This window comes from Streptomyces sp. NPDC093071, assembly GCF_044754545.1.
Lineage (GTDB): Bacteria > Actinomycetota > Actinomycetes > Streptomycetales > Streptomycetaceae > Streptomyces.
In genome coordinates, this window is sequence record NZ_JBIVPH010000002.1 from 1,193,312 (window position 1) to 1,213,234 (window position 19,923).

Consider the following 19,923-nt stretch of genomic DNA (forward strand, 5'->3'; position numbering starts at 1 on the left):
TCCCTCCCCCACCGGTCCCGCCCGGTTCCCGTCCGTGTGCGTCCACCACGCTATCCCGAGCGGGGGCGTGGGCGCGGCCGTCCCGGTGCCCCGTCACCGGGACGTGCGTCACGCGTCGCCGTACGCCTCGCCGCCGAGTTCGCACGTGGCCGTGCCCGCCGTGACGTCGGCGAGCCAGGCGCGGAAGGCGGTGACGTCAGCGTCCGGGAGGCCGATCTCGATCGTGACGGCGTCGGCGTACCGCACGTCCCGGACGGCGCGGCCGGTCGCCCGCAGGTCGTTCTCCAGCTTGCCCGCCCGCTGGTGGTCGACGGTGACGGTGACGAGCCGGAAGCGCTGCCGGGTCACGGTGCCGAGCGCGTCGAGCGCCTCGCCGACCACTCCTCCGTACGCGCGGATCAGACCGCCCGCGCCGAGCTTCACGCCGCCGTAGTAGCGGGTGACGACGGCGACGACGTACCGCATCTCGCGGCGCAGCAGCATCTGGAGCATGGGGACGCCGGCGGTGCCGCCCGGTTCGCCGTCGTCGCTGGCCTTCTGCACGGAGGCGTCGGCGCCGATGACGTACGCGAAGCAGTTGTGGGTCGCCGTGGGGTGTTCGCGGCGGATCCTCGCCACGAACTCCTGCGCCTCCCGCTCGTCGGCGACGGGCGCGAGCGCGCAGAGGAAGCGCGAGCGGTTGATCTCGGTCTCGTGCACGCCCTCGCGGGCCGGGGTGCGGTACTGCTCCTGCATCCGGCCAGCCTACGTTCCGTGCGGCCCGGCGCTTTCCGGCGGCCGGTCGGGGCGGCGGGAATCAGGGGTCGGCGCGGCTCGTTCTCCCGGGAGACGGACCGCGCCGAGGAGAGGCAGCAGAGACGATGAGCGCCGACAGCACGACCACCACCGGCCCCGCCGAGTACTCCGCCGCGGAGGCGGTGCGGCGGATCCTGACGTCCGCGGGCGACACCTGGGCGGTGGTCGGCCTCTCGAACAACCGGGCGCGGGCGGCCTACGGGGTCGCGGCCGTCCTCCAGCGCTTCGGCAAGCGGATCGTCCCCGTCCACCCGAAGGCGGAGACGGTCCACGGCGAGCCGGGCTACGCGTCCCTCGCGGACGTCCCCTTCCCGGTCGACGTCGTCGACGTGTTCGTCAACGGCGAGCTGGCGGGCGGAGTCGCCGACGAGGCGGTGGCGATCGGCGCGAAGGCGGTCTGGTTCCAGCTGGACGTGATCGACGAGGCCGCCTTCGCGCGGACGCGTGAAGCGGGCCTGGAGATGGTGATGGACCGCTGCCCCGCGATCGAGATTCCGCGCCTGGGCTGAGGGGATCAGGCGGCGGGGACGCCGAGGCCCTCCAGGACGACCGCGCCGGGGAACTGCCCGAGGGCCTTGCCGGGGAGGATGAGCTTGCCCCGGCGGCGGCCGCTGCCGACGAGGACCCAGGGCATGTCGACCACGGCGGCGTCCACGAGGAGCGGCCAGGCGGCGGGAAGGCCGACGGGGGTGATGCCGCCGTACTCCATGCCGGTCTCGCCGGTGGCCGTGTCCATCGGGGCGAACGAGGCCTTGCGGGCGCCGAGGTGACGGCGCACCACCCCGTTGACGTCGACGCGGGTGGCGGAGCCGACGACGCAGGCGGCGAGGGTCGTGTCGCCGCCCCGCTTGGCCGCCACGACCACGCAGTTCGCGGAGGCGTCGAGAAGGTCGGCGCCGTGGTGCTCGACGAAGACGGCGGTGTCCGCGATGGCCGGGTCGGTGTCGACGTACAGCACCTGGTCGGCCGGGACGGGACCGGTCCAGGCCCGGACGGCGTCGGCGACGGGTCCGGTCAGGAGGTCGAGGACGTCCGGGGCGGGCCGGGCGTCGGTGAAGTCTCCGATGGGTGCGCGCATGTCCGCCACGCTAACAACCGGCGCCGGGCGGACGGGGCGCCGTCTCGGAGTGCGGGCGGGGGCGTGCGTGTGCGGCGCCTGTCCGTGTGCGGCGGCGTATGTCTGCGGCGCCTGTCCGTGTGCGGCGGCGTGCGTGTGCGATGTCTGGCGTCTGTCCGGCCGTACGTCCGTCAGGACGCCGCCGTGCCCGCCTGCTCGACCTCCCACGCCGCGAGCGCCGCGAGCTGCTCGGGGGTGACGTCCTCCGGGATCGGGACGGGGGCGGGGGTGCGGAGCGGGGGCTGCCAGCCCTTCTCCGGGTCCCAGCTGCGGACCACCCTCGCCGGGGCGCCGGCCACGACCGAGTGGTCCGGGACCTCGCCGCGCACCACCGCGCCCGCCGCGACGACCACGTTCCGGCCGAGGCGCGCGCCGGGCAGGACCACCGCGCCGGTGCCGAGCCAGCAGCCGGGGCCTATGGAGACCGGCGCCGAGCGGGGCCACTGGCGGCCGACCGGCTCGTCCGGGTCGTCGTAGCTGTGGTTCGTCGAGGTGATGTAGACGTACGGGCCGCAGTACGTGTCCGAGCCGATCGTCACCTTCGCGTCGGCGATGACGTGGCTACCCCGGCCGAGGACGACCCCGTCGCCGAGGGCCAGGACCGTCTCCGTGCCGAGGTCGAGGTCCGGCAGCATCCCGGCCGTCAGCGTGACCTGCTCGGCGATGATGCAGCACGCCCCGATCTCGATCCACCGCTCGCCGAAGACCGTGCCCTGCGGGAAGGCGAGCCGGGTGCCCTCGCCGAGCCGGCGGAAGCGCAGCCGCCCCTGGTGCTCGGCGGTGACGGCACCGGCCTGCTGCACCCAGCGCCAGGCGCCCTGGAGGGCGTGCGCGACGATCCGGCGCCGCCGGGCGGCGAGGGACGAGAACGTGTTTCTGTTCCTGGGCACCCGGCCACGGTAGTCGGCGCCGTCGCGCCCGATCACCGCCGTGCGCTGTGATGTCCGTCATGAGCACGGCATAGGGTGCGGCACGGGGGCACCCCCGGGCGCGACACGACCGCTGACGATCAGGAGCGAAGAACCATGACAGAGGCGTTGATCAAGGGCGTGGGCGGCAAGGAGCCGCGGATCGACCCGACGGCCTTCACCGCCCCGACCTCGGTGGTCCTCGGCGAGGTCACCCTCGGCGCCCGCGCGAGCGTCTGGTACCACGCGGTGCTGCGGGCGGACTGCGGCCCGATCGAGATCGGCGAGGACTCCAACGTCCAGGACAACTGCACGGTCCACGTCGACCCCGGCTTCCCCGTCTCGATCGGGGACCGGGTGACCGTCGGCCACAACGCCACCGTGCACGGCTGCGTCATCGAGGACGACGTGCTCGTCGGCATGGGCGCCACGGTCCTCAACGGGGCCCGGATCGGCGCCGGGTCGCTGGTCGCCGCCCAGGCGCTCGTCCCGCAGGGCATGGAGGTCCCGCCGGGCTCGCTGGTCGCGGGCGTCCCGGCGAAGGTGCGCCGCCCGCTGACCGAGGAGGAGCGGGCGGGCATCCGGCTCAACGCCGAGATGTACCTGCACCTCGCCAAGGGCCACGCGGAGGCCTTCGCGGACTGAGCGCCGTGAAGAGGCGGAGGGCGGCGCCCCGGTCGGGGTGCCGTCCTCCTCGCCGTACGGGACGGGCTCAGTCCGCCAGGACCGGCTCCGGCTTCGCCTCGGCGGCGGCAGGGGCGGCGGAGGCCCGCTCGGCGGCCGCCTTCTTGGCGCGGTTCTTGATGACGAGCATCGAGGTGAGGCCGATCAGGACGGCCAGGACGAGGCCGAGCCAGGAGAAGCGCTTCAGCCACGCCTCGGCGACGACGCCGACCGAGTAGACGACGGCCGTGGTGCCGCCGGCCCAGAGGATGCCGCCGAAGACGTTGGCGACGAGGAACTTCCAGTACGGCATGTGCAGCACGCCCGCGAGCGGACCGGCGAAGATGCGCAGGAGGGCGACGAAGCGGCCGAAGAAGACCGCCCACATGCCCCACTTCTGGAAGGAGCTCTCCGCGAGTCCGACGTTGGCCTCGCTGAAGTGCTTCGGGAACTTCTTCCCCAGCCAGGCGAGCAGGGGTCTGCCGCCCTTGCGGCCGATGGCGTAGCCGATCGAGTCCCCGATGATCGCGCCGGCGGTGGCGCAGGCGCCGAGCACGTACGGATTGATGTCGCCGTGCTGCGAGGCGAGCAGCGCCGAGCTGACGAGGACGATCTCGCCGGGCAGCGGGATGCCCAGGCTTTCGAGGCCGATCACCACCCCCACGAGGAGGTAGACGGCGATCGGGGGGATCGTCTCCAGCCACTCCTGGACGTGCAACGCGGCTTCCTCCCGTTTCGGCTCCCCTGTCGCGCCCCGCCCGTGGTCGGGGGCGCGGCGCCGGTGCGCGCCTCGGCGGGCACGCCGGGGCAGCCTACCCGGTCGGGGAGGGCGGACCTCGACGCCGAGGACGGGGCCGGCCTTCGCCTCCGGCCCCGTGGCGGACGCCGGGAACGCGTCCGCCCCCGCACCGGAAGGGGTACGGGGGCGGGGGCGCGGTGTTCCGGGCCGGGTCAGGCGTTCGGGCGCAGGGTCCAGACGACGGTCATCTCGCCGGTCACGGCGCCGTCCTCGCGGGTGATGTCGATCCGCACCGGGAACTCCGGGCGCTGTCCGGCGTCGAGCTCGGCGACGACCTCGGCGGCGGGGCGGCCCAGGGTGGCGGTGGCCGTGACGACGCCCATGGCCAGCTTCTTGTAGCCGATCTCGGCCTTGACGGCGAGCGGAACCGCGCGGCTCAGCTGGTCGCCGAAGGCGGCGAGCACGATGGCGCCGCTGGCGGACTCGGCGAGGGTGAACATCGCTCCGGCGTGCGGGCCGCCGACGTGGTTGTGGTAGGCGGGCTGGTCCGGCAGGCGCACGACGGCGCGCTCGGCAGTGGTCTCCAGGAACTCCAGGTTCAGGGTCCCGGCCATGGGCACCGTCGCGGCGAGCATCTCGCCGACGGTCATCTGGTCTGCGCTCATGGAACCCGATGTTACTCACGGGTAGATGTCTTGGCCATCCCCCGCGCGTCCGTCGCGGTCTCCCGGGACCGGGGGCGGGCGTGGTCGGACGGCCTCCGCACCTCTATGGTTACTGGCCATGTGGCCAGGACAGCAGCCGCCCGGGGGCGAGCAGAACCCGCAGGACCAGAGTCAGAACCCGTATCAGCAGCCGGGGTACCAGCAGCCGAACCCGTACCAGCAGCCGCCGGCCCAGCCCGGGTACCCGCAGCAGCCGCCGGCCCAGCCCGGGTACCCGCAGCAGCCGCCGACGCAGCCGGGGTACGGACAGCAGCCGCCGGCCCCGCCGGGGTACCCGCAGCCGGGGTACGGCCCGCAGCCGGGGCAGCCGAACCCGTACCAGCAGCCGACCGTGCCGCAGCAGTACGCGGTCCCGGGGCCGGGGCAGCCGGGCGGGCCGGGCGGTCCCGGCGGTGTCGGCGGTGTCGGCGGGAAGAAGAAGAACACCGCCGTGGCGATCGTCGCGGCGACCGCCGTGGTCGTCGCGGCCGGCGTCACCGGCTTCCTGGTGCTGAACAAGAACGACGACAAGGACCCGGCCGCCGCCGACCCGAAGCCGTCCGCGACGGCCACCGCCCCCGCGGACCCGTCGGCGATCCCGGCGCCCGAGCCGAGCCAGTCGTCCGAGCTCGACAACCCGCGCGACGACGCCGCGCGGCAGCCGACGATCCCCGGCTGGAAGGTCGTCTACAACCCGAAGTACGGCACCCTCTTCGACGTGCCGCCGGAGTGGGACGTGTCGAAGCCCGGGACGATCAGCTTCCTGGAGGACGAGAAGAAGGGCGACGGCAGCCCGCTCGTCACGATGTCGGGGCCCACGCACCTCAAGAGCAAGTGGTGCACCTACGACACGAACAAGGACGGCAGCGAGGAGTCCTGGAGCCTGGCGTCGGCCGGCACCAAGGGCGGCCAGGGCGCCAAGAGCACGGGCGAGGCCGCGTACAACGAGGCCGGCACGTGGGTGTGGGGCGGCTACGCGCAGCACATGCCGCAGAAGACCATCAAGATCACCAAGGCCGTGCCGTACACGACGAAGTCCGGTCTCACCGGCAGCATGTCGACGGCCACGGCGCCGGGCGTCAAGAAGCGCAACAAGTGCGAGTCGGACGGCAAGGCGATCGCCTTCACCTTCAAGAACGCGAAGAACGACTTCTCGACCTGGGTCCTCAACGCGGCCGACGGCGTCGCGGACGAGCTGCCGGACGCCACGATCCGGCAGATCCTCTCCACGGTCCGCCTCGCGGAGGACTCGTGACGACCGGGACCTTCTGACCGCCGGGACCTTCTGACCGCCGGGACCACCGGGACCCACCGTCCCGTTGGCCCTGGCGTCCCGGTGGCCCGGCGGACGGATGGGCCGGCGGACGGATGGGCCGCCGGGCCGGTGGCACGGCCCGTCCGGTGCCACGGCCGGCCCGACGCCGTGACCTGCCCGGCGTCACGACCTGTCCGGCGCCACCGTCTGTCCGGATATCGGTTTGGCACTTCGGGTGGGTGGCGGGGATAGTCCCGGGGTGACATCACCCGCCGACTCCCCCGACTCCCCCTCGCCCGTCTCCCCCTCGCCCGTCTCCCCCGCCCCCGCTCCGGCCCGCTCCCGCCGGCCCGAGTGGGCCGGGCGCAACTACCTCCTGCTGACCGCCGCCACGGTCGTGACCAACCTCGGCACGCACGGCGCCCTGATCGCCACCACCTGGGCGGTCTTCGACTCCGGCGGCGACGCGGGCGACGTGGGTCTCGTGGCGATGGCGCGCTTCCTGCCGCTCGTCCTCTTCCTGCTCATCGGCGGCGCCGTCGCCGACCGGCTGCCCCGGCACCGGGTGATGGTCGCCGCCAACGTCCTCAACTGCGTCTCGCAGGCCGTCTTCGCCGCCCTCGTCCTCTCCGGCGAGGCCCGGATCTGGCAGATGATGGTGCTCACCGCGCTCTGCGGCACCGGCCAGGCCTTCTTCAACCCGGCGGCCGAGGGAATGCTCCTGGCCACCGTCAGCGGGGAGCAGGCGAGCCGGGCGTTCGCCGTCTTCCGGATGGCGATGCACGGCGCCTCCATCGGCGGTGCCGCGCTCGGCGGCGCGCTCGTCGCGTTCGTCGGGCCGGGCTGGGTCCTGGCGGTCGACGCCGTCGCCTTCGCCGTCGCGGGCGGGATGCGCGCCTTCCTCGACGTGAAGGGCGTCCCCGAGCGCGCCCCCGGCGGAGGGCTCTTCGCCGACCTGCGCGAGGGCTGGCAGGAGTTCACCGGCCGCCCCTGGCTGTGGTCGATCGTCGCGCAGTTCTCCGTGGTGGTGGGCCTGATCGGCGCGGTCGAGGCGGTGTACGGGCCGCTGGTCGCCCGGGAGGAGCTGGGCGGCGCGCGCCCCTGGGGCTTCGCGCTCGCCGCGTTCGGCGCGGGGACGGTCGCGGGCGCCGTCCTGATGACCCGGTGGAAACCGCGCCGGATGCTGTTCGTCGGGACGCTGTGCGTCTTCCCGATCGCGCTGCCCTCGGCGGCGCTCGCGGTGCCGCTGCCCGCGGGCGGTCTGACGGCCGCGATGTTCGTGAGCGGCGTGGCGATCGAGGTGTTCGGCGTCTCGTGGATGACGACGATGCACCAGGAGATCCCCGAGGAGAAGCTGTCCCGGGTCTCCGCCTACGACTGGTTCGGCTCGACGGCCCTGCTGCCGCTGACGACGGCGCTCACGGGCCCGGCGGAGGGCGCGTTCGGCCGGAGCGGGGCGCTGTGGGGCGCGGCGGCGCTGATGGTGCTCGTCACCGCCCTCGTCCTGCTGGTCCCGGACGTACGGAACCTGACCCGGCGCCCGCACGCGCCGGCCGAGCCCACCGGAAAGGAACTCCCGGCCGTCCCGAGCCCCCGCTCAGCCGATGCCGAAAGCCCCGTCCGGGGGAACGGGTGACGGTACGGCCCCGGCGTCCCCGACCGGCTCCGCGCCCCCGGTGAACCGGGCGAGCGCGTCCCCGTGCTCCACGCGCGCGGGGAACGCGTCCGCCGCGGCCCGGCGCGCGAGGCGGGCGGTGTCGAGCGCGCGGGCGGAGGCGACCAGGACGGCGTTCCCGAAGCGGCGGCCGCGCAGGACCCCCGGTTCGGCGACGAGCGCGAGCTCGGGGAAGACGGTGGCGAAGGTGGCGAGCTGGGAGCGGAGGAAGGCGAAGGGGGCGCCGTCGGCCAGGTTGGCCGCGTAGACGCCGCCGGGCCGCAGGACGCGCCCGACCTCGCGCGCGTACTCGACGGAGGTCAGGTGGGCGGGCACGCGCGAGCCGCCGAAGACGTCGCCGACGATCAGGTCGGCCGAGGCGGCGGGGGCCGCCTCCAGCCAGCGCCGGGCGTCCGCGCCGTGCACGGCGATCCCGGAGCCCCCGGGCAGCGGCAGGTGCTCCGTGACCAGGGCGAGCAGACCGCGGTCCGCCTCCACGACGTCCTGGCGCGAGCCGGGCCGGGTGACGGCCACGTACCGGGGCAGGGAGAGCGCCCCGCCGCCGAGGTGCAGGACGTCCAGCGGTTCGCCCTCGCCAGCCGCGCCGTCGACGACGTGGGCGAGCCGGCGCGCGTACTCGAACTCCAGGTGTGCCGGGTCGTCCAGGTCCACGTACGACTGGGGCGCGCCGTCGACCGTCAGGAGCCAGGCCCGCTCCCGGTCGACGTCGGGCATCAGGCGCGCGGTGCCCTGGTCGACCTCGCGGACGACGGGGATGTGCTCGTTCACGCTCCCATTGTGAGGGGGCGGGGCCGACCGCCCGACTCGTGGGGGGGGCGGTCAGCCGTTCCAGACGGCGGCGACGGCCTCCGCGTGGCGGGCGGCCTGGGCGCGTCCGGCGCGGGCCGCGGCGGCCCGGTGGGCGGGGTCGAGCGCGTTGCGCCCGAAGGCCGCGCGGGACGCGGCGTCGGGGGTGATCACCTCGACGCGGGCCCCCGCGGCGGCGAGGTCGGCGCCCTGCCGGTCCGGCGAGGGGATCACCTTGCTGCCGCGTCCGTCGGGGGCGACGACCACGACCCTCTCGTACCCGGCGGCGAGGTGGGCGTTGGCCGTGGAGTGGACGCCGCCGTCGATCAGACGGCGCCCGCCGACGGTGGCCGGGGGCTGGAGGCCGGGGACGGCGCAGCTCGCGGTGACGGCGTCGGCCAGGGGGACGCCCGCGTCGGCGCCGTACGCGACGAGCTCGCCGGTGGCGGCGTCGACGGCGGTGACGAGCAGCGGGCGGCCGGGCCACTCCGTGGCCGGTCCGAGCCGCCGGACCACGGTCTCGCGGCGGGCCGCCCCGTCCGCCGTGCGGGCCCCGAGGGCCATCCGGCCGAGCCTGCGTCCGTACTCCTCCGGGGTGCGGGACCGCAGGACGGCGACGGCGTACCGGAGGAGGACGGGGACGCCGAGCCGCGCGGCCGGTTCCGCGTCCTCGTCGCCGAGCTCCCGCTCGTACAGCGCGTCGGGGCCGAGCGCGCCGAGCCGTGCCCCGACGACCGCGCCGGCGGAGCTGCCGACGACGAGGTCGGCCCCGGTCACGTCGAGCCCGGCGTCGAGGAGTCCCCGTAGCACTCCGGTCTCCCAGGCGGCCCCGACCATGCCGCCCGCGCCCAGTACCAGTGCCGTCCGCTTCTCCGTCTCCCGTGTCATGTCCCCATTCTGGCGCGGTGGTTGGGGAGGCCGGGGGGCGGGGTGAGGTTCTTGAGGGCCTCCCGCACGGAGAGCGGGGAGAGCCGGGACCCGTGGGCGGCGACGAAGGCGCGGACCTCGGCGGGGGCGGTCTTGGCGTACTCGCGCAGGCTCCAGCCGATCGCCTTGCGGACGAAGAAGTCGGGGTGGTCGGCGCGGCGCAGGCAGTGGGCGAAGAGGCGGTCCGCGTCGGTGTCCCCCTTGAAGCGGAGCTGGTGGAGGAGGGCGGTGCGCGCGACCCACAGGTCCTCGTCCTCGATCCAGGCGTCCATCTCGGGGGCGAGGGCGGGGTCGGCGGCGACCAGGCCGCCGACGACGTGGGCGGCGAGGTGGTCGACCGTGTCCCACCAGGAGACGGTGGTGACGAGGCGGCGGGCGACGGGCAGGAAGCCGGAGGAGCAGCGCCGCACGTGGCGGCGGAGGTAGTCGACGGCGAAGTAGTGGTACTCGCGCTCGGGCAGCGCGAAGCAGCGCAGGGCGATCGCGGCGCAGTCGTCCTCGTCGGGGCGCGGGGTGCCGTCGAGGACGGTCCGGGACAGGGCCCGCCGCTCGGGCGTCCGCACCCCGAGGAAGGGTGCGACGCCCTTCATGTACGCGACCATCTCCTGCGCCCGGAAGGGGTTCCCGGCGGCCGGGTAGACGACGGCGAGCCGTTCGAGGACGGTGTCGGCGAGCGCGCTGTCGGGGACTTCGCCGGGCACGGGTCCGGTCGCCGGGGGCCTCTCGGCCGGGGCTCCCCCGGGCGCGGGATCGGTCGTCATGAGGGCTCCTCGGTCGTGGCGCGTTCCGGAACCCGGCCCGGACGGACATGACGCACATTACGGCGCTCCTACACCCGGGTCCGTTACTCTCCCCGAATGCTCGCTCCCGTGCCCCGGCCGCCGGGCTCCCTCGCCGTCCGCTGCTCCCGGGCCCTCCTCGCTCCCCGCTCGCGGCTCTCGCTGCTCGCGCTGCTGCTGCTCACGGCGGCCACCCTCGTGGTGCTCTACGAGCCGCAGCGCCTGCTGGCCTCGGGCTGGCCGCCGCGGACGAGCGGCGCGGACGCGGTGCTGCTGTTCGCCCTGGCGTACGGGGTGTGCACGGCGGCCTTCGTGCCGCGCCCCGTCCTGAACCTGGCGGCGGGCGCGCTCTTCGGCTCGGCCGCCGGTCTGACGGGGGCGGTCGCGGGGACGGTGCTCGGCGCCGGGATCTCGTTCACCCTCGGCCGGTACCTGGGGCAGGACGCGCTGCGGCCGCTGCTGCGGGGCCGTCTGCTGACGGCGGCGGACGGGCAGCTGAGCCGGCACGGGTTCCGTTCGATGCTGGCGATCCGGCTGTTCCCCGGGGTGCCGTTCGCGGCGGCCAACTACTGCGCGGCGGTCTCCCGGATGAAGTACGTGCCGTTCCTCCTGGCGACCGGGATCGGAACGGTCCCGAACACGGCGGCGTACGTGGTGGCGGGCGCCCAGGCCGGTTCGCCGGATTCGCCGGCCTTCCTCTTCTCGGCGGGCTTCATCGTCCTGTCGGGGCTCGGCGCCGCGGTGGTGGCCTGGCGCAAGCGGCACGGCCTGCGGGCCCCGGCCCCCGTACGGGACGACACGCCCGAACCGGAGCTGGCGGGCAGCGCCCGCTGAGGCCCGCCGACGACGTCCCGGCGCGTGGGGCGGGCGCTACTTCGCGTACATGCTCCGTCGGGGGATTCTTCACCTCGGAGCGGTACGCTGCGCACGACCTTCTGACCACACACGTACAAAACGGGACGGCCCTGGCCCCATGAGTTGGTTCGAATCGTTCATCCTGGGACTCGTCCAGGGGCTGACGGAGTTCCTCCCCATCTCCTCCAGCGCGCACCTGCGCCTCACGGCGGCGTTCGCGGGCTGGCACGACCCGGGGGCGGCGTTCACCGCGATCACCCAGATCGGTACGGAGACGGCGGTCCTGATCTACTTCCGCAAGGACATCGCGCGGATCGTCTCGGCCTGGTTCCGTTCCCTCACCGACAAGGCGATGCGGTCCGACCACGACGCCCAGATGGGCTGGCTGGTGATCGTCGGCTCGATCCCGATCGGCGTCCTCGGCATCACGCTCAAGGACCAGATCGAGGGCCCCTTCCGGGACCTGCGGCTCATCGCCACCACCCTGATCGTCATGGGCGTCGTGCTCGGCGTCGCGGACCGGCTGGCCGCCCGGGACGAGATCGGCGGCCGCCACCGGGCGATCCGCGAGCGCAAGACCCTCAAGGACCTCGGCGTCCGGGACGGCCTGATCTACGGCGTCTGCCAGGCGATGGCCCTGATCCCCGGCGTCTCGCGCTCGGGCGCGACGATCTCCGGCGGCCTGCTCATGGGCTACACCCGCGAGTCGGCGGCCCGCTACTCCTTCCTCCTCGCGATCCCGGCGGTCCTCGCCTCGGGCGCGTACGAACTGAAGGACGCGGGCGAGGGACACGTCTCCTGGGGCCCGACGATCTTCGCGACGATCGTCGCCTTCGTGGTGGGATACGCCGTCATCGCCTGGTTCATGCGCTTCATCACCACCAAGAGCTTCATGCCCTTCGTGATCTACCGCATCCTGCTCGGCATCCTGCTCTTCGTCCTGGTCGGCACGGACGTCCTGAGCCCGCACGCGGGCGAGTCGGCCGGCTGACGCCCCGGGAGCGGCCTTCGAACACCGCCTTCGGGACCGGTCCTCAGGACCGGTAGGGCACCCGGGCCATCTCCTCGATGCCGCCCAGGGTGCCCCACTCGTTCTTGCCGAGCCGGGACAGGGGGCGCATCAGGGGGGTCTCGGGGTGGCCGTCCACGAGGACCGAGTCGGTGACGGCCGCGTGGACGACGCGGCCGAAGACCACCGTGGAGTCGCCGATCCGCAGGGTGCTGTGCAGTTCGCATTCGAGTGCCACGGGGGACAGCGCCACCCTGGGCGGCTTCACCCGCAGGCTCGGCTCGCGTTCGATGCCGCACGCGTCGAACTCGCTCACGCCGCGCGGGAAGTCCGTCGCGGTCGCGTTGATCCGGTCGAAGAGGGGCTCGGGGGCGAGGTTGACCACGAACTCCCCCGTCTCCTCGACGTTCCGCAGCGAGTCCTTGCGTCCGACCGAGGTGAACTGCACGACCGGCGGCGTGACCGCCGCGATCGTGAAGAACGAGTGCGGGGCGAGGTTGTCCGTCCCGTCGGCCGACCTCGTGGAGACCCAGGCGATCGGCCGGGGCACCACGGTGGCGGTGAGCAGCCGGTAGAAGGAGGTGCCGTCGGTCGACTCGGGATCCACGTTCACGCGCATGTCGGACAGTATGGCCGGAGGTCCGGTGCCCCCGTGCGTCAGGACGCCTGGGTCAGGGACTCCCGTACGACGCGCTCGCACAGCTCATGGGTCAGGAGGGCGTCGCGGGCGCTGAGCACCCGGCCCTCGCGGACCGCGTCGAGGAAGGCGAGCACCGCCTGCTCGATGCCGCGCTGCCGGGCCACCGGCACCCAGTCGCCGCGCCGGCGGACGGTCGGCTGGCCCTTGTGGTCGACGACGTCGGAGAGGTTGAGGACCTGCCGCTTGGCGTCCCGGCCCGAGACCTCCAGGATCTCCTCGGTGGAGCCGTTCATCCGGTTCATCATGCCGATGGCGGTGAAGCCGTCGCCGGAGAGCTGGAGCACCACGTGGTGCATGAGCCCGTCGCGGACCCGGGCCCGCACGTCGATGTGCTCGGTCTCGCCGGGCAGCAGGAAGCGCAGGGTGTCGACGACGTGGATGAAGTCGTCGAGGACCAGCGTGCGGGGGTCCTCGGGCAGGCCGATCCGGTTCTTCTGGAGCAGGATCAGGTCGCGCGGGTGGTCCAGGCACTGGGCGTAGCTCGGGGCGAGGCGCCGGTTGAAGCCGACGGCGAGGGAGACCGAGCGCTTCTCCGCGAGCTCCACGATCCGCTCGGAGTCGGCGTACTCGTAGGCGAGCGGCTTGTCGACGTACGTGGGGACGCCGGCCTCGACGAGCCGCTCGGCGATCTCGGCGTGCGCGGCGGTCGACGCGTGTACGAAGGCAGCGTCGAGCCCGGCGGAGAGCAGCCCGTCGAGGGTGGTGTGACGCCGGGCGGCGGGCAGGTGCAGGGTGTCGGCGACCCGCGCCAGGGTGGCGGGGGTGCGGGTCTGCAGGTGCAGTTCGATCCCGGGGAGGGTGGCCAGGACGGGAAGGTAGGCCTTCTGCGCGATGTCGCCGAGTCCGATGCAGCCAACCTTCACGGGAGTCTCCCTTGTCGTCGTTCGCCGGCCCCGCCGGTACGGGCCGTTCGCGCCGGTCAGCTTACGCGGGACCGGTCGGGCCGCCGCGCGGAGAGCGTCGCGAGCGGCCCCGGTCCGAAAACCGAACCCGATCCGAACAGAGCCGAATCCGGTGGCATCGCCCCGCGGCCATGGGGAACGATGCCCGGCATGACCACCGAACAGATCGACACCACCCCGCGCGTCTCCCCGTCCACCACCTCGGGCGAGCGCGAAGCGCTGGAGCAGTGGCTCGACTTCCACCGCGCGACCCTCGCGAGGAAGTGCGAGGGGCTCGACGACGTCCAGCTGCGCACCCCATCCGCCCCGCCGTCGGACCTCAACCTGCTCGGTCTCGTCCGGCACATGGCCCAGGTCGAGCGCGGCTGGTTCCGCCGCACCCTGGCGGGCGAGGAGGCCGACTGGATCTACTCGTCGGAGGAGGATCACGACGGGGACATCCACACCAAGGAGGGGGACACCTACGAGGAGGCCTTCGCCACCTGGCAGGCCGAGATCGCCCACGCCCGCGCCCTGGCGGCGACCCGCGGCCTCGACGACCTGGACTCCGGCAAGCACCACAGCGGGACGAGGTTCAACCTCCGCTGGATCTACCTCCACATGATCGAGGAGTACGCCCGTCACAACGGCCACGCGGACCTGCTCCGGGAGCGGATCGACGGCGCGACCGGCGACTGAGCCGCCCGGCCGGCCCCGGGGTCAAGAGCGGGCACGCGCCGGCTCACCCGTGCGGGGCATTCCCCGCCGGTAGGGGCGCGAAGATCGCCGCCGGAGCAGCAGAGTGGCGCGGGTGCATGGAACCCGAACCACAGCGAAGATCCTGTTAGGGGCGGCGATGGCCGCCCTGACCGGCTGCGTCTCGGTGGACGCGCCGATGACGGCGCCCGTCCCCGCTCCGGCGGCGGAGCCCGTACGGCCCGGGAAGGACGTCGCGCCGCAGATCGTCGACGGCCCGGCCCGCGAGGCCCTCGAAGCGGCGCTGCCCGCTCCCCCGCCGTCCGCCGCGCCCCGCGCGGCCCCCGCGGACGGGCCGGGCCGGAGGGCGGCGGCCCCGGCGCTCCCGGAGGCCCCGCGCCCCGGCGTCGTACCGCCCCCGCGCGCACGTCCGCGCCCGGCGGCACGGCCGGGCCTGTTCGTACCGGACCCGCCCGGTCCGTCCGCGCCCGCCGGGCCGTCCGCGTCGGCCGGACCGCTCCGGCCGGCGACGGACCTGCCGGGGGACCCGCCGCTCTCCCGGGCCGACGTCTGCGCGCTGGGCGAGCGGTACGGGGCGCTGGGCCCCGGCGGCGACCGGTCGGGGATCTGTCCGGAGCCGTACGGCCGGTGAACCGGGGACGCCCGTCCGGGCCGGCCCTCCGTCACCGCCCCCGCAGCCGCAGCTCCAGGCGCTCGATCGCGGCCCGCACCCCGTTCCCGTAGCCGTCGTCGTCCAGGTGGGCCGACGCCGCGCGGGCCCGGTCGAGATGGGCGCGCGCGGCGTCGGGCCGGTGGAGGCCCGCGTAGTCGGCGGCCAGGTTGAGGTGGAGCGAGGGGTACAGCGCCCGGACCGCGGCCGAGGCGTCGTGCGCGGCGAGCCGCTCGTCCGTGAGGTCCTCGGCCGCGCTCAGCGCCCGCAGGTCCCAGGCCAGCTCGGTGTCGGGGTCGTCCTGGGCGTCCGCCATGTAGTGCGCGAGGGTGCAGCGGTGCAGGGGGTCCCCGTCCGGGCCGATCTGCTGCCAGAGCAGCCCGAAGCGGTTGCGGGCCTCCTCGCGGTCGCCGCCGTGGAGCAGCATCAGGGCCTGCCCGATCCTGGTCATGACCCCGTCGTCCGACACCTGCTGCTGCTCGGTCACCGCGACCTCCACAAGATCACCACTGGGAGGGCCGACGCTAGCCGTACCCGGCCCGGATCGGGCCGAGGCTCAGCCGAGGTCCGGGATGCGCCAGTCGATCGGCTCGTGGCCCTGGGCCGCCACGGCCTCGTTGATCTGTGTGAAGGGATGCGAACCGAAGAACTTCTTCGCCGACAGGGGCGAGGGGTGGGCGCCCTTCACCACGACGTGCCGCTCCTCGTCGATGAGGGGCAGCTTCTTCTGCGCGTAGTTGCCCCACAGGACGAAGACGGCCGGGTCGGGGCGCGAGGCGACGGCGGTGATCACCGCGTCCGTGAACTTCTCCCAGCCCTTGCCCTTGTGCGAGTTCGCCTCGCCGGAGCGGACGGTCAGCACCGCGTTGAGCAGGAGGACGCCCTGCTCGGCCCACGGCATCAGATAGCCGTTGTCCGGGATCGACAGGCCGAGCTCGGCGTTCATCTCCTTGTAGATGTTCCGCAGGGAGGGCGGGGTCTTCACGCCGGGGCGGACGGAGAAGCAGAGGCCGTGGCCCTGGCCCTCGCCGTGGTAGGGGTCCTGACCGAGGATCAGGACCTTCACCTTGTCGTACGGGGTGGCGTCGAGGGCGGCGAACACCTCGTCCTTCGGGGGGAAGACCGGTCCCTTGGCGCGCTCCTCCTCGACGAATTCGGTGAGCTGGGCGAAGTACGGCTTCTGCAGCTCCTCGCCGAGGACACCCCGCCAGGACTCGGGCAGCATGTTGGTGTCGGTCACGGTCAACAACCTCCGGTGGACGTTCCTGTCTACGCCCCAGAACCTACCGGGGGCCACTGACAGTGACCCCCGCAGGTCTTCGGACCGTGTCCGCTCCCGGTCCCTCCGTGTCCGCTACCAGCTGGCCCGGCGGTGCAGCTCCCAGAGCTGCATGACCGTCTGCGGGTCGAGGGCGCGCTCGCCGCCGCCGATGTCCTCGCGGGCCGCGATGTAGAGCTTGCCCTGCCACAGGGGCAGCAGGCGGACGTCCTGGACCATGATCTCCTGGGCCGCCACGAACTCGTCCGTGACGGTCCCGCGGTCGCTCTGGCGGCGGGACTTCGGGAGGAGCTCGTCGGTGATCCGGGGGCTCAGGTAGGGCGTGCCGAGGACGTTCTCCTTGCCCACGAAGGGCGCGACGAAGTTGTCCGGGTCCGGGAAGTCGGGGAACCAGCCTCGGCCGAAGACCGGGTACTCGCCCTTCTGGTAGGCCGCCTGGAACTCCGTCCAGGGCTTGCCGTTCAGGGTGACCTCGAAGAGCCCGGACTCCTCCAGCTGCCGCTTGAGCTCGGCGAACTCGGCGGCCGTCGAGGAGCCGTAGCGGTCCGTGGTGTACCAGAAGCTCAGCTTGACGGGCTCGTCGATGCCGGCCTCGCGGAGGATCTTGGTGGCCTTCTCGGCGCTCGGCGTGCCGAAGCGGTCGAAGAACTTGGTGGTGTGGGTCGCGATGCCCTTGGGCACCATGGAGTACAGGGGTTCGGCGGTGCCCTGGTAGACCCGGTTGACCAGTTCGTCGCGGTCGACGAGCTGGGCGATGGCCTTGCGGACGGGGAGCTTGGCGACCGAGGGGTCCTGGGTGTTGAAGACGAGGTAGCGGATGTCGGCGCCGGTGGACTCGACGAGCTGGAGGCCCTTGTTCTCGGGCTTGTCGTCCTGGAGGGAGATGACCTCCTCGGCGGTGAGGCCGCGGTAGGTGGCGTCGATCTCCTTCTTCCGGAGTGCCGCGACCATCGCCTCGGACTCCTTGAAGTACTTGATGGTCACCCCCCCGTTCTTGAGGTGCGCGAAGCCCTTGTAGGTCGGGTTCTTCGTCAGCTCCGCCGTCTCGCCCTCGGTGTACCCGTCGAGGACGTACGGCCCCGAGCCGCTGACCTTGCCGTCCTTGGAGCGGAGCCGGTCGGCCGGGTAGTCGGCCGGGTCCACGATGGACATGGCGGGGGTGGCGAGGACGAAGGGGAAGGTGGCGTCCGGCTTGTTGAGGCGGAAGACGATCGTGCGGTCGCCGACGGTCTCGATCTTGCCGAGGGAGCCGAGCATCCCGTTGGGGCCGCCCTTGTGGTTGATCGTGCGGATGCGCTCGATCGAGTACTGCACGGCCTTGGCGTCCAGCTTGTGCCCGTTGGAGAACGTGAGGCCGTCAATGAGCTTGCACTCGAAGACCCGGCTGGCGGTGTCCGTGAACTTGCAGTCGGCGGCGTCCGACTGCGGCGTCGTGCTGCCCGTGGGGAAACTCACCAGAGTCTGGAAGACGTTCCGGAAGAGTTCCCAGGAATTGTCCCAGGACGCGGCTGGATCAAGCGTGGTGGGAGAACTCGTCGTGCCGATCACGAGCCTCTGATCCCCGGGGGATTCGCTGTCCGAAAAGACACCGCATCCGGTCACCAGGGATATGGACACAAGGGCTGCAGCTGCCTGCAGACTGGTCCGGTTGAACACGTGCACGCTCCTCGTTCAGCCATGGGTCGGCCGACGATACCGCAGCACCCCGTCAGGTCAATGTTCGAGCCCGACGGGGCACTTGAGGCATTCGATGCAGAACCGGGCTCAATCCGGACACGAATTCCGGAAAGTGTCCGGTTATCGGTCACCCGACTCCGGCGTTCAGGAAAATCCCGCCGTCGACCACGAGCGTCTGGCCGGTGATCCACTCCGACTGGGAGGAGGTGAGGAAGGCGGCGGCCCCGCCGATGTCCTCCGGCTCGCCGAGCCGGCCGAGCGGATAGGAGGCGGCCGCCTCCGCCTCGCGGCCCTCGTAGAGCGCCTGCGCGAATTTGGTCTTGACAACGGCCGGGGCGATCGCATTGACCCGTACGACCGGCGCGAATTCGTGCGCCAGCTGAAGGGTCAGATTGACCATCGCGGCCTTGCTGATTCCGTACGCCCCGATGAAGGGCGAGGCGGATACGCCGGCGATCGAGGCGATGTTCACGATCGCCCCGCCGTTCCGCTTCTGCCAGGCGTGCCAGGTCCGCTGGGCGAAGCCGAGCGCGGAGACCACATTGGTCTCGAAGACCTTGCGGGCCACATTGAGGTCCAGGTCCGCGATGGGGCCGAAGACCGGATTCGTACCGGCGTTGTTGATCAGGAAGTCCACCCGGCCGAAACCGTCCATCGCCGCCTCGACGGCGGCGGCCTGGTGGGCCTCGTCGTGGGCCTTGCCGGGGACGCCGATCGCCCGGTCGGCGCCGAGCCGCTCGACGGCCTCCTTGAGGGCCTCCTCGCCGCGTCCGGTGATGACGACCCGGTCGCCGCGGGCGACCAGCGCCTCGGCGATGCCGTAGCCGATGCCCCGGCTCGCCCCGGTGACCAGGGCGACCTTGCCGGACGGCTCCGGCTGCTCCTTGGTGCTCATGTCCGTCTCCTCCTGCTCCTGTGGCTGCCGGTCGTCAGTTGAGCGGGCCGCCGGCCACGTACATGACCTGGCCGGAGACGAAGCCGGCGTCGTCGCCCGTGAAGAACGCGATCGCGTTGGCGACGTCCTCGGGGCGGCCGACCCGCTGGACCGGGATCATGGAGGCGGCCGCGGCCTGGAAGTCCTCGAAGCCCATGCCGACGCGCTCGGCGGTCTGCGCGGTCATCTCGGTGACGATGAAGCCCGGGGCGACGGCGTTGGCGGTGATGCCGAACTTGCCGAGCTCCTTGGCGAGGGTCTTGGTGAGGCCCTGGAGACCGGCCTTGACCGCGGAGTAGTTGGCCTGGCCGCGGTTGCCGAGCGCCGAGGAGGAGGAGAGGGAGACGATCCGGCCGAAGCCCGCGTCCACCATGTGCTTCTGACAGGCCTTCGCCATCAGGAAGGCACCCTTCAGGTGCACGTTCACGACGAGGTCCCAGTCCGACTCGGACATCTTGAAGAGCAGGTTGTCGCGGAGCACGCCCGCGTTGTTGACGAGGATCGTCGGCGCCCCGAGCTCGGCGGCGACGCGCGCGACGGCGGCCTCCACCTGGGCGCCGTCGGAGACGTCGCAGCCGACCGCGAGGGCGGTGCCGCCCGCGGCGGTGATCTTCTCGACGGTGTCCTTGCAGGCCGCCTCGTCGAGGTCGAGTACGGCGACGGCGCGGCCCTCGGCCGCGAGGCGGAGCGCGGTGGCCGCGCCGATGCCCCGTGCGGCACCCGTGACGACGGCTACGCGCTGCTCGGTGGTGGACATGCTTGGTTCTCCTCGCCCTTGGATCGTCCCTGGTGGCGGCCGGACCGTCGCCCGCTCCTGCGTCCCGCACATGAGCGACCGCTTAGTATCGTCCGCAGGCGAGACGCTAGAAGCCCT

General features: G+C 73.1%; 23 protein-coding genes. 8 read left to right on the forward strand and 15 right to left on the reverse strand.

All coding sequences use genetic code 11. From position 1 onward, the window contains the following. Positions 1-108: 108 nt before the first annotated feature. A complete protein-coding gene (locus ACIQD7_RS10860; RefSeq protein WP_161372349.1) occupies positions 109-735 on the reverse strand; it encodes a YigZ family protein in 627 nt (208 codons plus the stop codon). A 125-nt stretch (positions 736-860) separates the two neighbouring features. Between ACIQD7_RS10860 and ACIQD7_RS10865 the strand changes: the two genes are divergently transcribed. Beyond that, positions 861-1,304 carry a CoA-binding protein gene (locus ACIQD7_RS10865; protein WP_161372348.1) on the forward strand — a complete coding sequence of 148 codons (444 nt, stop codon included), beginning with the start codon at positions 861-863 and terminating at the stop codon, positions 1,302-1,304. A 5-nt stretch (positions 1,305-1,309) separates the two neighbouring features. Here the strand turns inward: ACIQD7_RS10865 and ACIQD7_RS10870 are convergent, their stop codons facing one another. Together ACIQD7_RS10870 and ACIQD7_RS10875 are read right to left on the reverse strand one after the other, a co-directional pair. Next, a complete protein-coding gene (locus tag ACIQD7_RS10870) occupies positions 1,310-1,873 on the reverse strand; it encodes a YbaK/EbsC family protein (protein WP_402441301.1) in 564 nt (187 codons plus the stop codon). Positions 1,874-2,043: 170 nt separating this feature from the next. Then, positions 2,044-2,802 carry an acyltransferase gene (locus ACIQD7_RS10875; RefSeq protein ID WP_402441302.1) on the reverse strand — a complete coding sequence of 253 codons (759 nt, stop codon included), beginning with the start codon at positions 2,800-2,802 and terminating at the stop codon, positions 2,044-2,046. Positions 2,803-2,937: 135 nt separating this feature from the next. On the opposite strand from ACIQD7_RS10875, the gene ACIQD7_RS10880 reads away from it, so the two are divergent. Next, positions 2,938-3,465 (forward strand): gamma carbonic anhydrase family protein, encoded by a 528-nt coding sequence (locus ACIQD7_RS10880; RefSeq protein ID WP_402441303.1) that lies wholly within the window; start codon positions 2,938-2,940, stop codon positions 3,463-3,465. Positions 3,466-3,532: 67 nt separating this feature from the next. On the opposite strand, the gene ACIQD7_RS10885 is transcribed toward ACIQD7_RS10880, so the two are convergent. Both ACIQD7_RS10885 and ACIQD7_RS10890 read right to left on the reverse strand, forming a co-directional pair. Next, positions 3,533-4,201 carry a DedA family protein gene (locus ACIQD7_RS10885; protein WP_402441304.1) on the reverse strand — a complete coding sequence of 223 codons (669 nt, stop codon included), beginning with the start codon at positions 4,199-4,201 and terminating at the stop codon, positions 3,533-3,535. Positions 4,202-4,434: 233 nt separating this feature from the next. Continuing rightward, positions 4,435-4,872, reverse strand: a complete 438-nt coding sequence (locus tag ACIQD7_RS10890) for a DUF4442 domain-containing protein (protein ID WP_030214413.1) — start codon at positions 4,870-4,872, stop codon at positions 4,435-4,437. Between the two features lie 133 nt (positions 4,873-5,005). On the opposite strand from ACIQD7_RS10890, the gene ACIQD7_RS10895 reads away from it, so the two are divergent. Together ACIQD7_RS10895 and ACIQD7_RS10900 are read left to right on the forward strand one after the other, a co-directional pair. Next, positions 5,006-6,181, forward strand: coding sequence for a hypothetical protein (locus ACIQD7_RS10895; RefSeq protein ID WP_402441305.1), 1,176 nt, complete (start codon positions 5,006-5,008; stop codon positions 6,179-6,181). Positions 6,182-6,440: 259 nt separating this feature from the next. Beyond that, positions 6,441-7,817, forward strand: coding sequence for an MFS transporter (locus tag ACIQD7_RS10900; protein ID WP_402441306.1), 1,377 nt, complete (start codon positions 6,441-6,443; stop codon positions 7,815-7,817). Here ACIQD7_RS10900 and ACIQD7_RS10905 read toward each other — a convergent pair. The 3 genes from ACIQD7_RS10905 to ACIQD7_RS10915 are packed head-to-tail and all read right to left on the reverse strand — an operon-like array spanning position 7,779 to position 10,330. Beyond that, entirely contained in the window at positions 7,779-8,624 is an 846-nt protein-coding gene (locus ACIQD7_RS10905; RefSeq protein ID WP_402441307.1) for a spermidine synthase, read from the reverse strand. The genes ACIQD7_RS10900 and ACIQD7_RS10905 overlap by 39 nt on opposite strands. 51 nt (positions 8,625-8,675) lie before the next feature. After that, positions 8,676-9,530 (reverse strand): patatin-like phospholipase family protein, encoded by an 855-nt coding sequence (locus ACIQD7_RS10910; protein ID WP_402441308.1) that lies wholly within the window; start codon positions 9,528-9,530, stop codon positions 8,676-8,678. Then, positions 9,527-10,330, reverse strand: coding sequence for a DNA alkylation repair protein (locus tag ACIQD7_RS10915; protein ID WP_402441309.1), 804 nt, complete (start codon positions 10,328-10,330; stop codon positions 9,527-9,529). Before ACIQD7_RS10915 ends, ACIQD7_RS10910 begins: the two co-directional genes overlap by 4 nt. Before the next feature lie 96 nt (positions 10,331-10,426). Here ACIQD7_RS10915 and ACIQD7_RS10920 point away from each other — a divergent pair, with 96 nt between their 5' ends. Further along, on the forward strand, positions 10,427-11,182 hold the full coding sequence (locus ACIQD7_RS10920) for a TVP38/TMEM64 family protein (RefSeq protein ID WP_402441310.1): 756 nt from the start codon (positions 10,427-10,429) through the stop codon (positions 11,180-11,182). A gap of 139 nt (positions 11,183-11,321) precedes the next feature. Further along, on the forward strand, positions 11,322-12,194 hold the full coding sequence (locus tag ACIQD7_RS10925) for an undecaprenyl-diphosphate phosphatase (RefSeq protein WP_121833487.1): 873 nt from the start codon (positions 11,322-11,324) through the stop codon (positions 12,192-12,194). A 43-nt stretch (positions 12,195-12,237) separates the two neighbouring features. Here the strand turns inward: ACIQD7_RS10925 and ACIQD7_RS10930 are convergent, their stop codons facing one another. Both ACIQD7_RS10930 and ACIQD7_RS10935 read right to left on the reverse strand, forming a co-directional pair. Then, complete coding sequence (locus ACIQD7_RS10930) at positions 12,238-12,831, reverse strand: flavin reductase family protein (protein ID WP_402441311.1); 594 nt, start codon at positions 12,829-12,831, stop codon at positions 12,238-12,240. 38 nt (positions 12,832-12,869) lie between these two features. Beyond that, on the reverse strand, positions 12,870-13,775 hold the full coding sequence (locus ACIQD7_RS10935) for a Gfo/Idh/MocA family protein (protein WP_402441312.1): 906 nt from the start codon (positions 13,773-13,775) through the stop codon (positions 12,870-12,872). A 180-nt stretch (positions 13,776-13,955) separates the two neighbouring features. Between ACIQD7_RS10935 and ACIQD7_RS10940 the strand changes: the two genes are divergently transcribed. Both ACIQD7_RS10940 and ACIQD7_RS10945 read left to right on the forward strand, forming a co-directional pair. Beyond that, the gene (locus ACIQD7_RS10940) at positions 13,956-14,492 is read left to right on the forward strand and encodes a DinB family protein (protein ID WP_402441313.1); all 537 of its coding nucleotides are present in this window, start codon (positions 13,956-13,958) and stop codon (positions 14,490-14,492) included. A gap of 157 nt (positions 14,493-14,649) precedes the next feature. Next, the gene (locus ACIQD7_RS10945) at positions 14,650-15,141 is read left to right on the forward strand and encodes a hypothetical protein (RefSeq protein WP_402441314.1); all 492 of its coding nucleotides are present in this window, start codon (positions 14,650-14,652) and stop codon (positions 15,139-15,141) included. A 31-nt stretch (positions 15,142-15,172) separates the two neighbouring features. Here the strand turns inward: ACIQD7_RS10945 and ACIQD7_RS10950 are convergent, their stop codons facing one another. The 5 genes from ACIQD7_RS10950 to fabG form a co-directional block, all read right to left on the reverse strand. Next, a complete protein-coding gene (locus ACIQD7_RS10950) occupies positions 15,173-15,646 on the reverse strand; it encodes a hypothetical protein (protein ID WP_121831386.1) in 474 nt (157 codons plus the stop codon). Between the two features lie 69 nt (positions 15,647-15,715). Beyond that, complete coding sequence (gene ung / locus ACIQD7_RS10955) at positions 15,716-16,399, reverse strand: uracil-DNA glycosylase (RefSeq protein WP_402441315.1); 684 nt, start codon at positions 16,397-16,399, stop codon at positions 15,716-15,718. Positions 16,400-16,513: 114 nt separating this feature from the next. Then, the gene (locus ACIQD7_RS10960) at positions 16,514-18,094 is read right to left on the reverse strand and encodes an ABC transporter substrate-binding protein (RefSeq protein WP_121831373.1); all 1,581 of its coding nucleotides are present in this window, start codon (positions 18,092-18,094) and stop codon (positions 16,514-16,516) included. 148 nt (positions 18,095-18,242) lie between these two features. Continuing rightward, positions 18,243-19,010: an SDR family oxidoreductase gene (locus ACIQD7_RS10965; protein WP_121831374.1), complete on the reverse strand. Its 768-nt coding sequence runs from the start codon at positions 19,008-19,010 to the stop codon at positions 18,243-18,245. Between the two features lie 34 nt (positions 19,011-19,044). Then, positions 19,045-19,806 carry a 3-oxoacyl-ACP reductase FabG gene (fabG, locus tag ACIQD7_RS10970; protein WP_121831375.1) on the reverse strand — a complete coding sequence of 254 codons (762 nt, stop codon included), beginning with the start codon at positions 19,804-19,806 and terminating at the stop codon, positions 19,045-19,047. Between the last annotated feature and the right edge of the window lie 117 nt (positions 19,807-19,923).

What these genes read in the sequence shown, in the direction of transcription:
- ACIQD7_RS10860 (WP_161372349.1), bottom strand. Translation starts at nt 735, where the DNA reads ATGCAGGAGCAGTACCGCACCCCGGCCCGCGAGGGCGTGCACGAGACC.
- ACIQD7_RS10865 (WP_161372348.1), top strand. Translation starts at nt 861, where the DNA reads ATGAGCGCCGACAGCACGACCACCACCGGCCCCGCCGAGTACTCCGCC.
- ACIQD7_RS10870 (WP_402441301.1), bottom strand. Translation starts at nt 1,873, where the DNA reads ATGCGCGCACCCATCGGAGACTTCACCGACGCCCGGCCCGCCCCGGAC.
- ACIQD7_RS10880 (WP_402441303.1), top strand. Translation starts at nt 2,938, where the DNA reads ATGACAGAGGCGTTGATCAAGGGCGTGGGCGGCAAGGAGCCGCGGATC.
- ACIQD7_RS10890 (WP_030214413.1), bottom strand. Translation starts at nt 4,872, where the DNA reads ATGACCGTCGGCGAGATGCTCGCCGCGACGGTGCCCATGGCCGGGACC.
- ACIQD7_RS10895 (WP_402441305.1), top strand. Translation starts at nt 5,006, where the DNA reads ATGTGGCCAGGACAGCAGCCGCCCGGGGGCGAGCAGAACCCGCAGGAC.
- ACIQD7_RS10910 (WP_402441308.1), bottom strand. Translation starts at nt 9,530, where the DNA reads ATGACACGGGAGACGGAGAAGCGGACGGCACTGGTACTGGGCGCGGGC.
- ACIQD7_RS10915 (WP_402441309.1), bottom strand. Translation starts at nt 10,330, where the DNA reads ATGACGACCGATCCCGCGCCCGGGGGAGCCCCGGCCGAGAGGCCCCCG.
- ACIQD7_RS10920 (WP_402441310.1), top strand. Translation starts at nt 10,427, where the DNA reads ATGCTCGCTCCCGTGCCCCGGCCGCCGGGCTCCCTCGCCGTCCGCTGC.
- ACIQD7_RS10925 (WP_121833487.1), top strand. Translation starts at nt 11,322, where the DNA reads ATGAGTTGGTTCGAATCGTTCATCCTGGGACTCGTCCAGGGGCTGACG.
- ACIQD7_RS10930 (WP_402441311.1), bottom strand. Translation starts at nt 12,831, where the DNA reads ATGCGCGTGAACGTGGATCCCGAGTCGACCGACGGCACCTCCTTCTAC.
- ACIQD7_RS10940 (WP_402441313.1), top strand. Translation starts at nt 13,956, where the DNA reads ATGCCCGGCATGACCACCGAACAGATCGACACCACCCCGCGCGTCTCC.
- ACIQD7_RS10945 (WP_402441314.1), top strand. Translation starts at nt 14,650, where the DNA reads ATGGCCGCCCTGACCGGCTGCGTCTCGGTGGACGCGCCGATGACGGCG.
- ACIQD7_RS10965 (WP_121831374.1), bottom strand. Translation starts at nt 19,010, where the DNA reads ATGAGCACCAAGGAGCAGCCGGAGCCGTCCGGCAAGGTCGCCCTGGTC.
- fabG (WP_121831375.1), bottom strand. Translation starts at nt 19,806, where the DNA reads ATGTCCACCACCGAGCAGCGCGTAGCCGTCGTCACGGGTGCCGCACGG.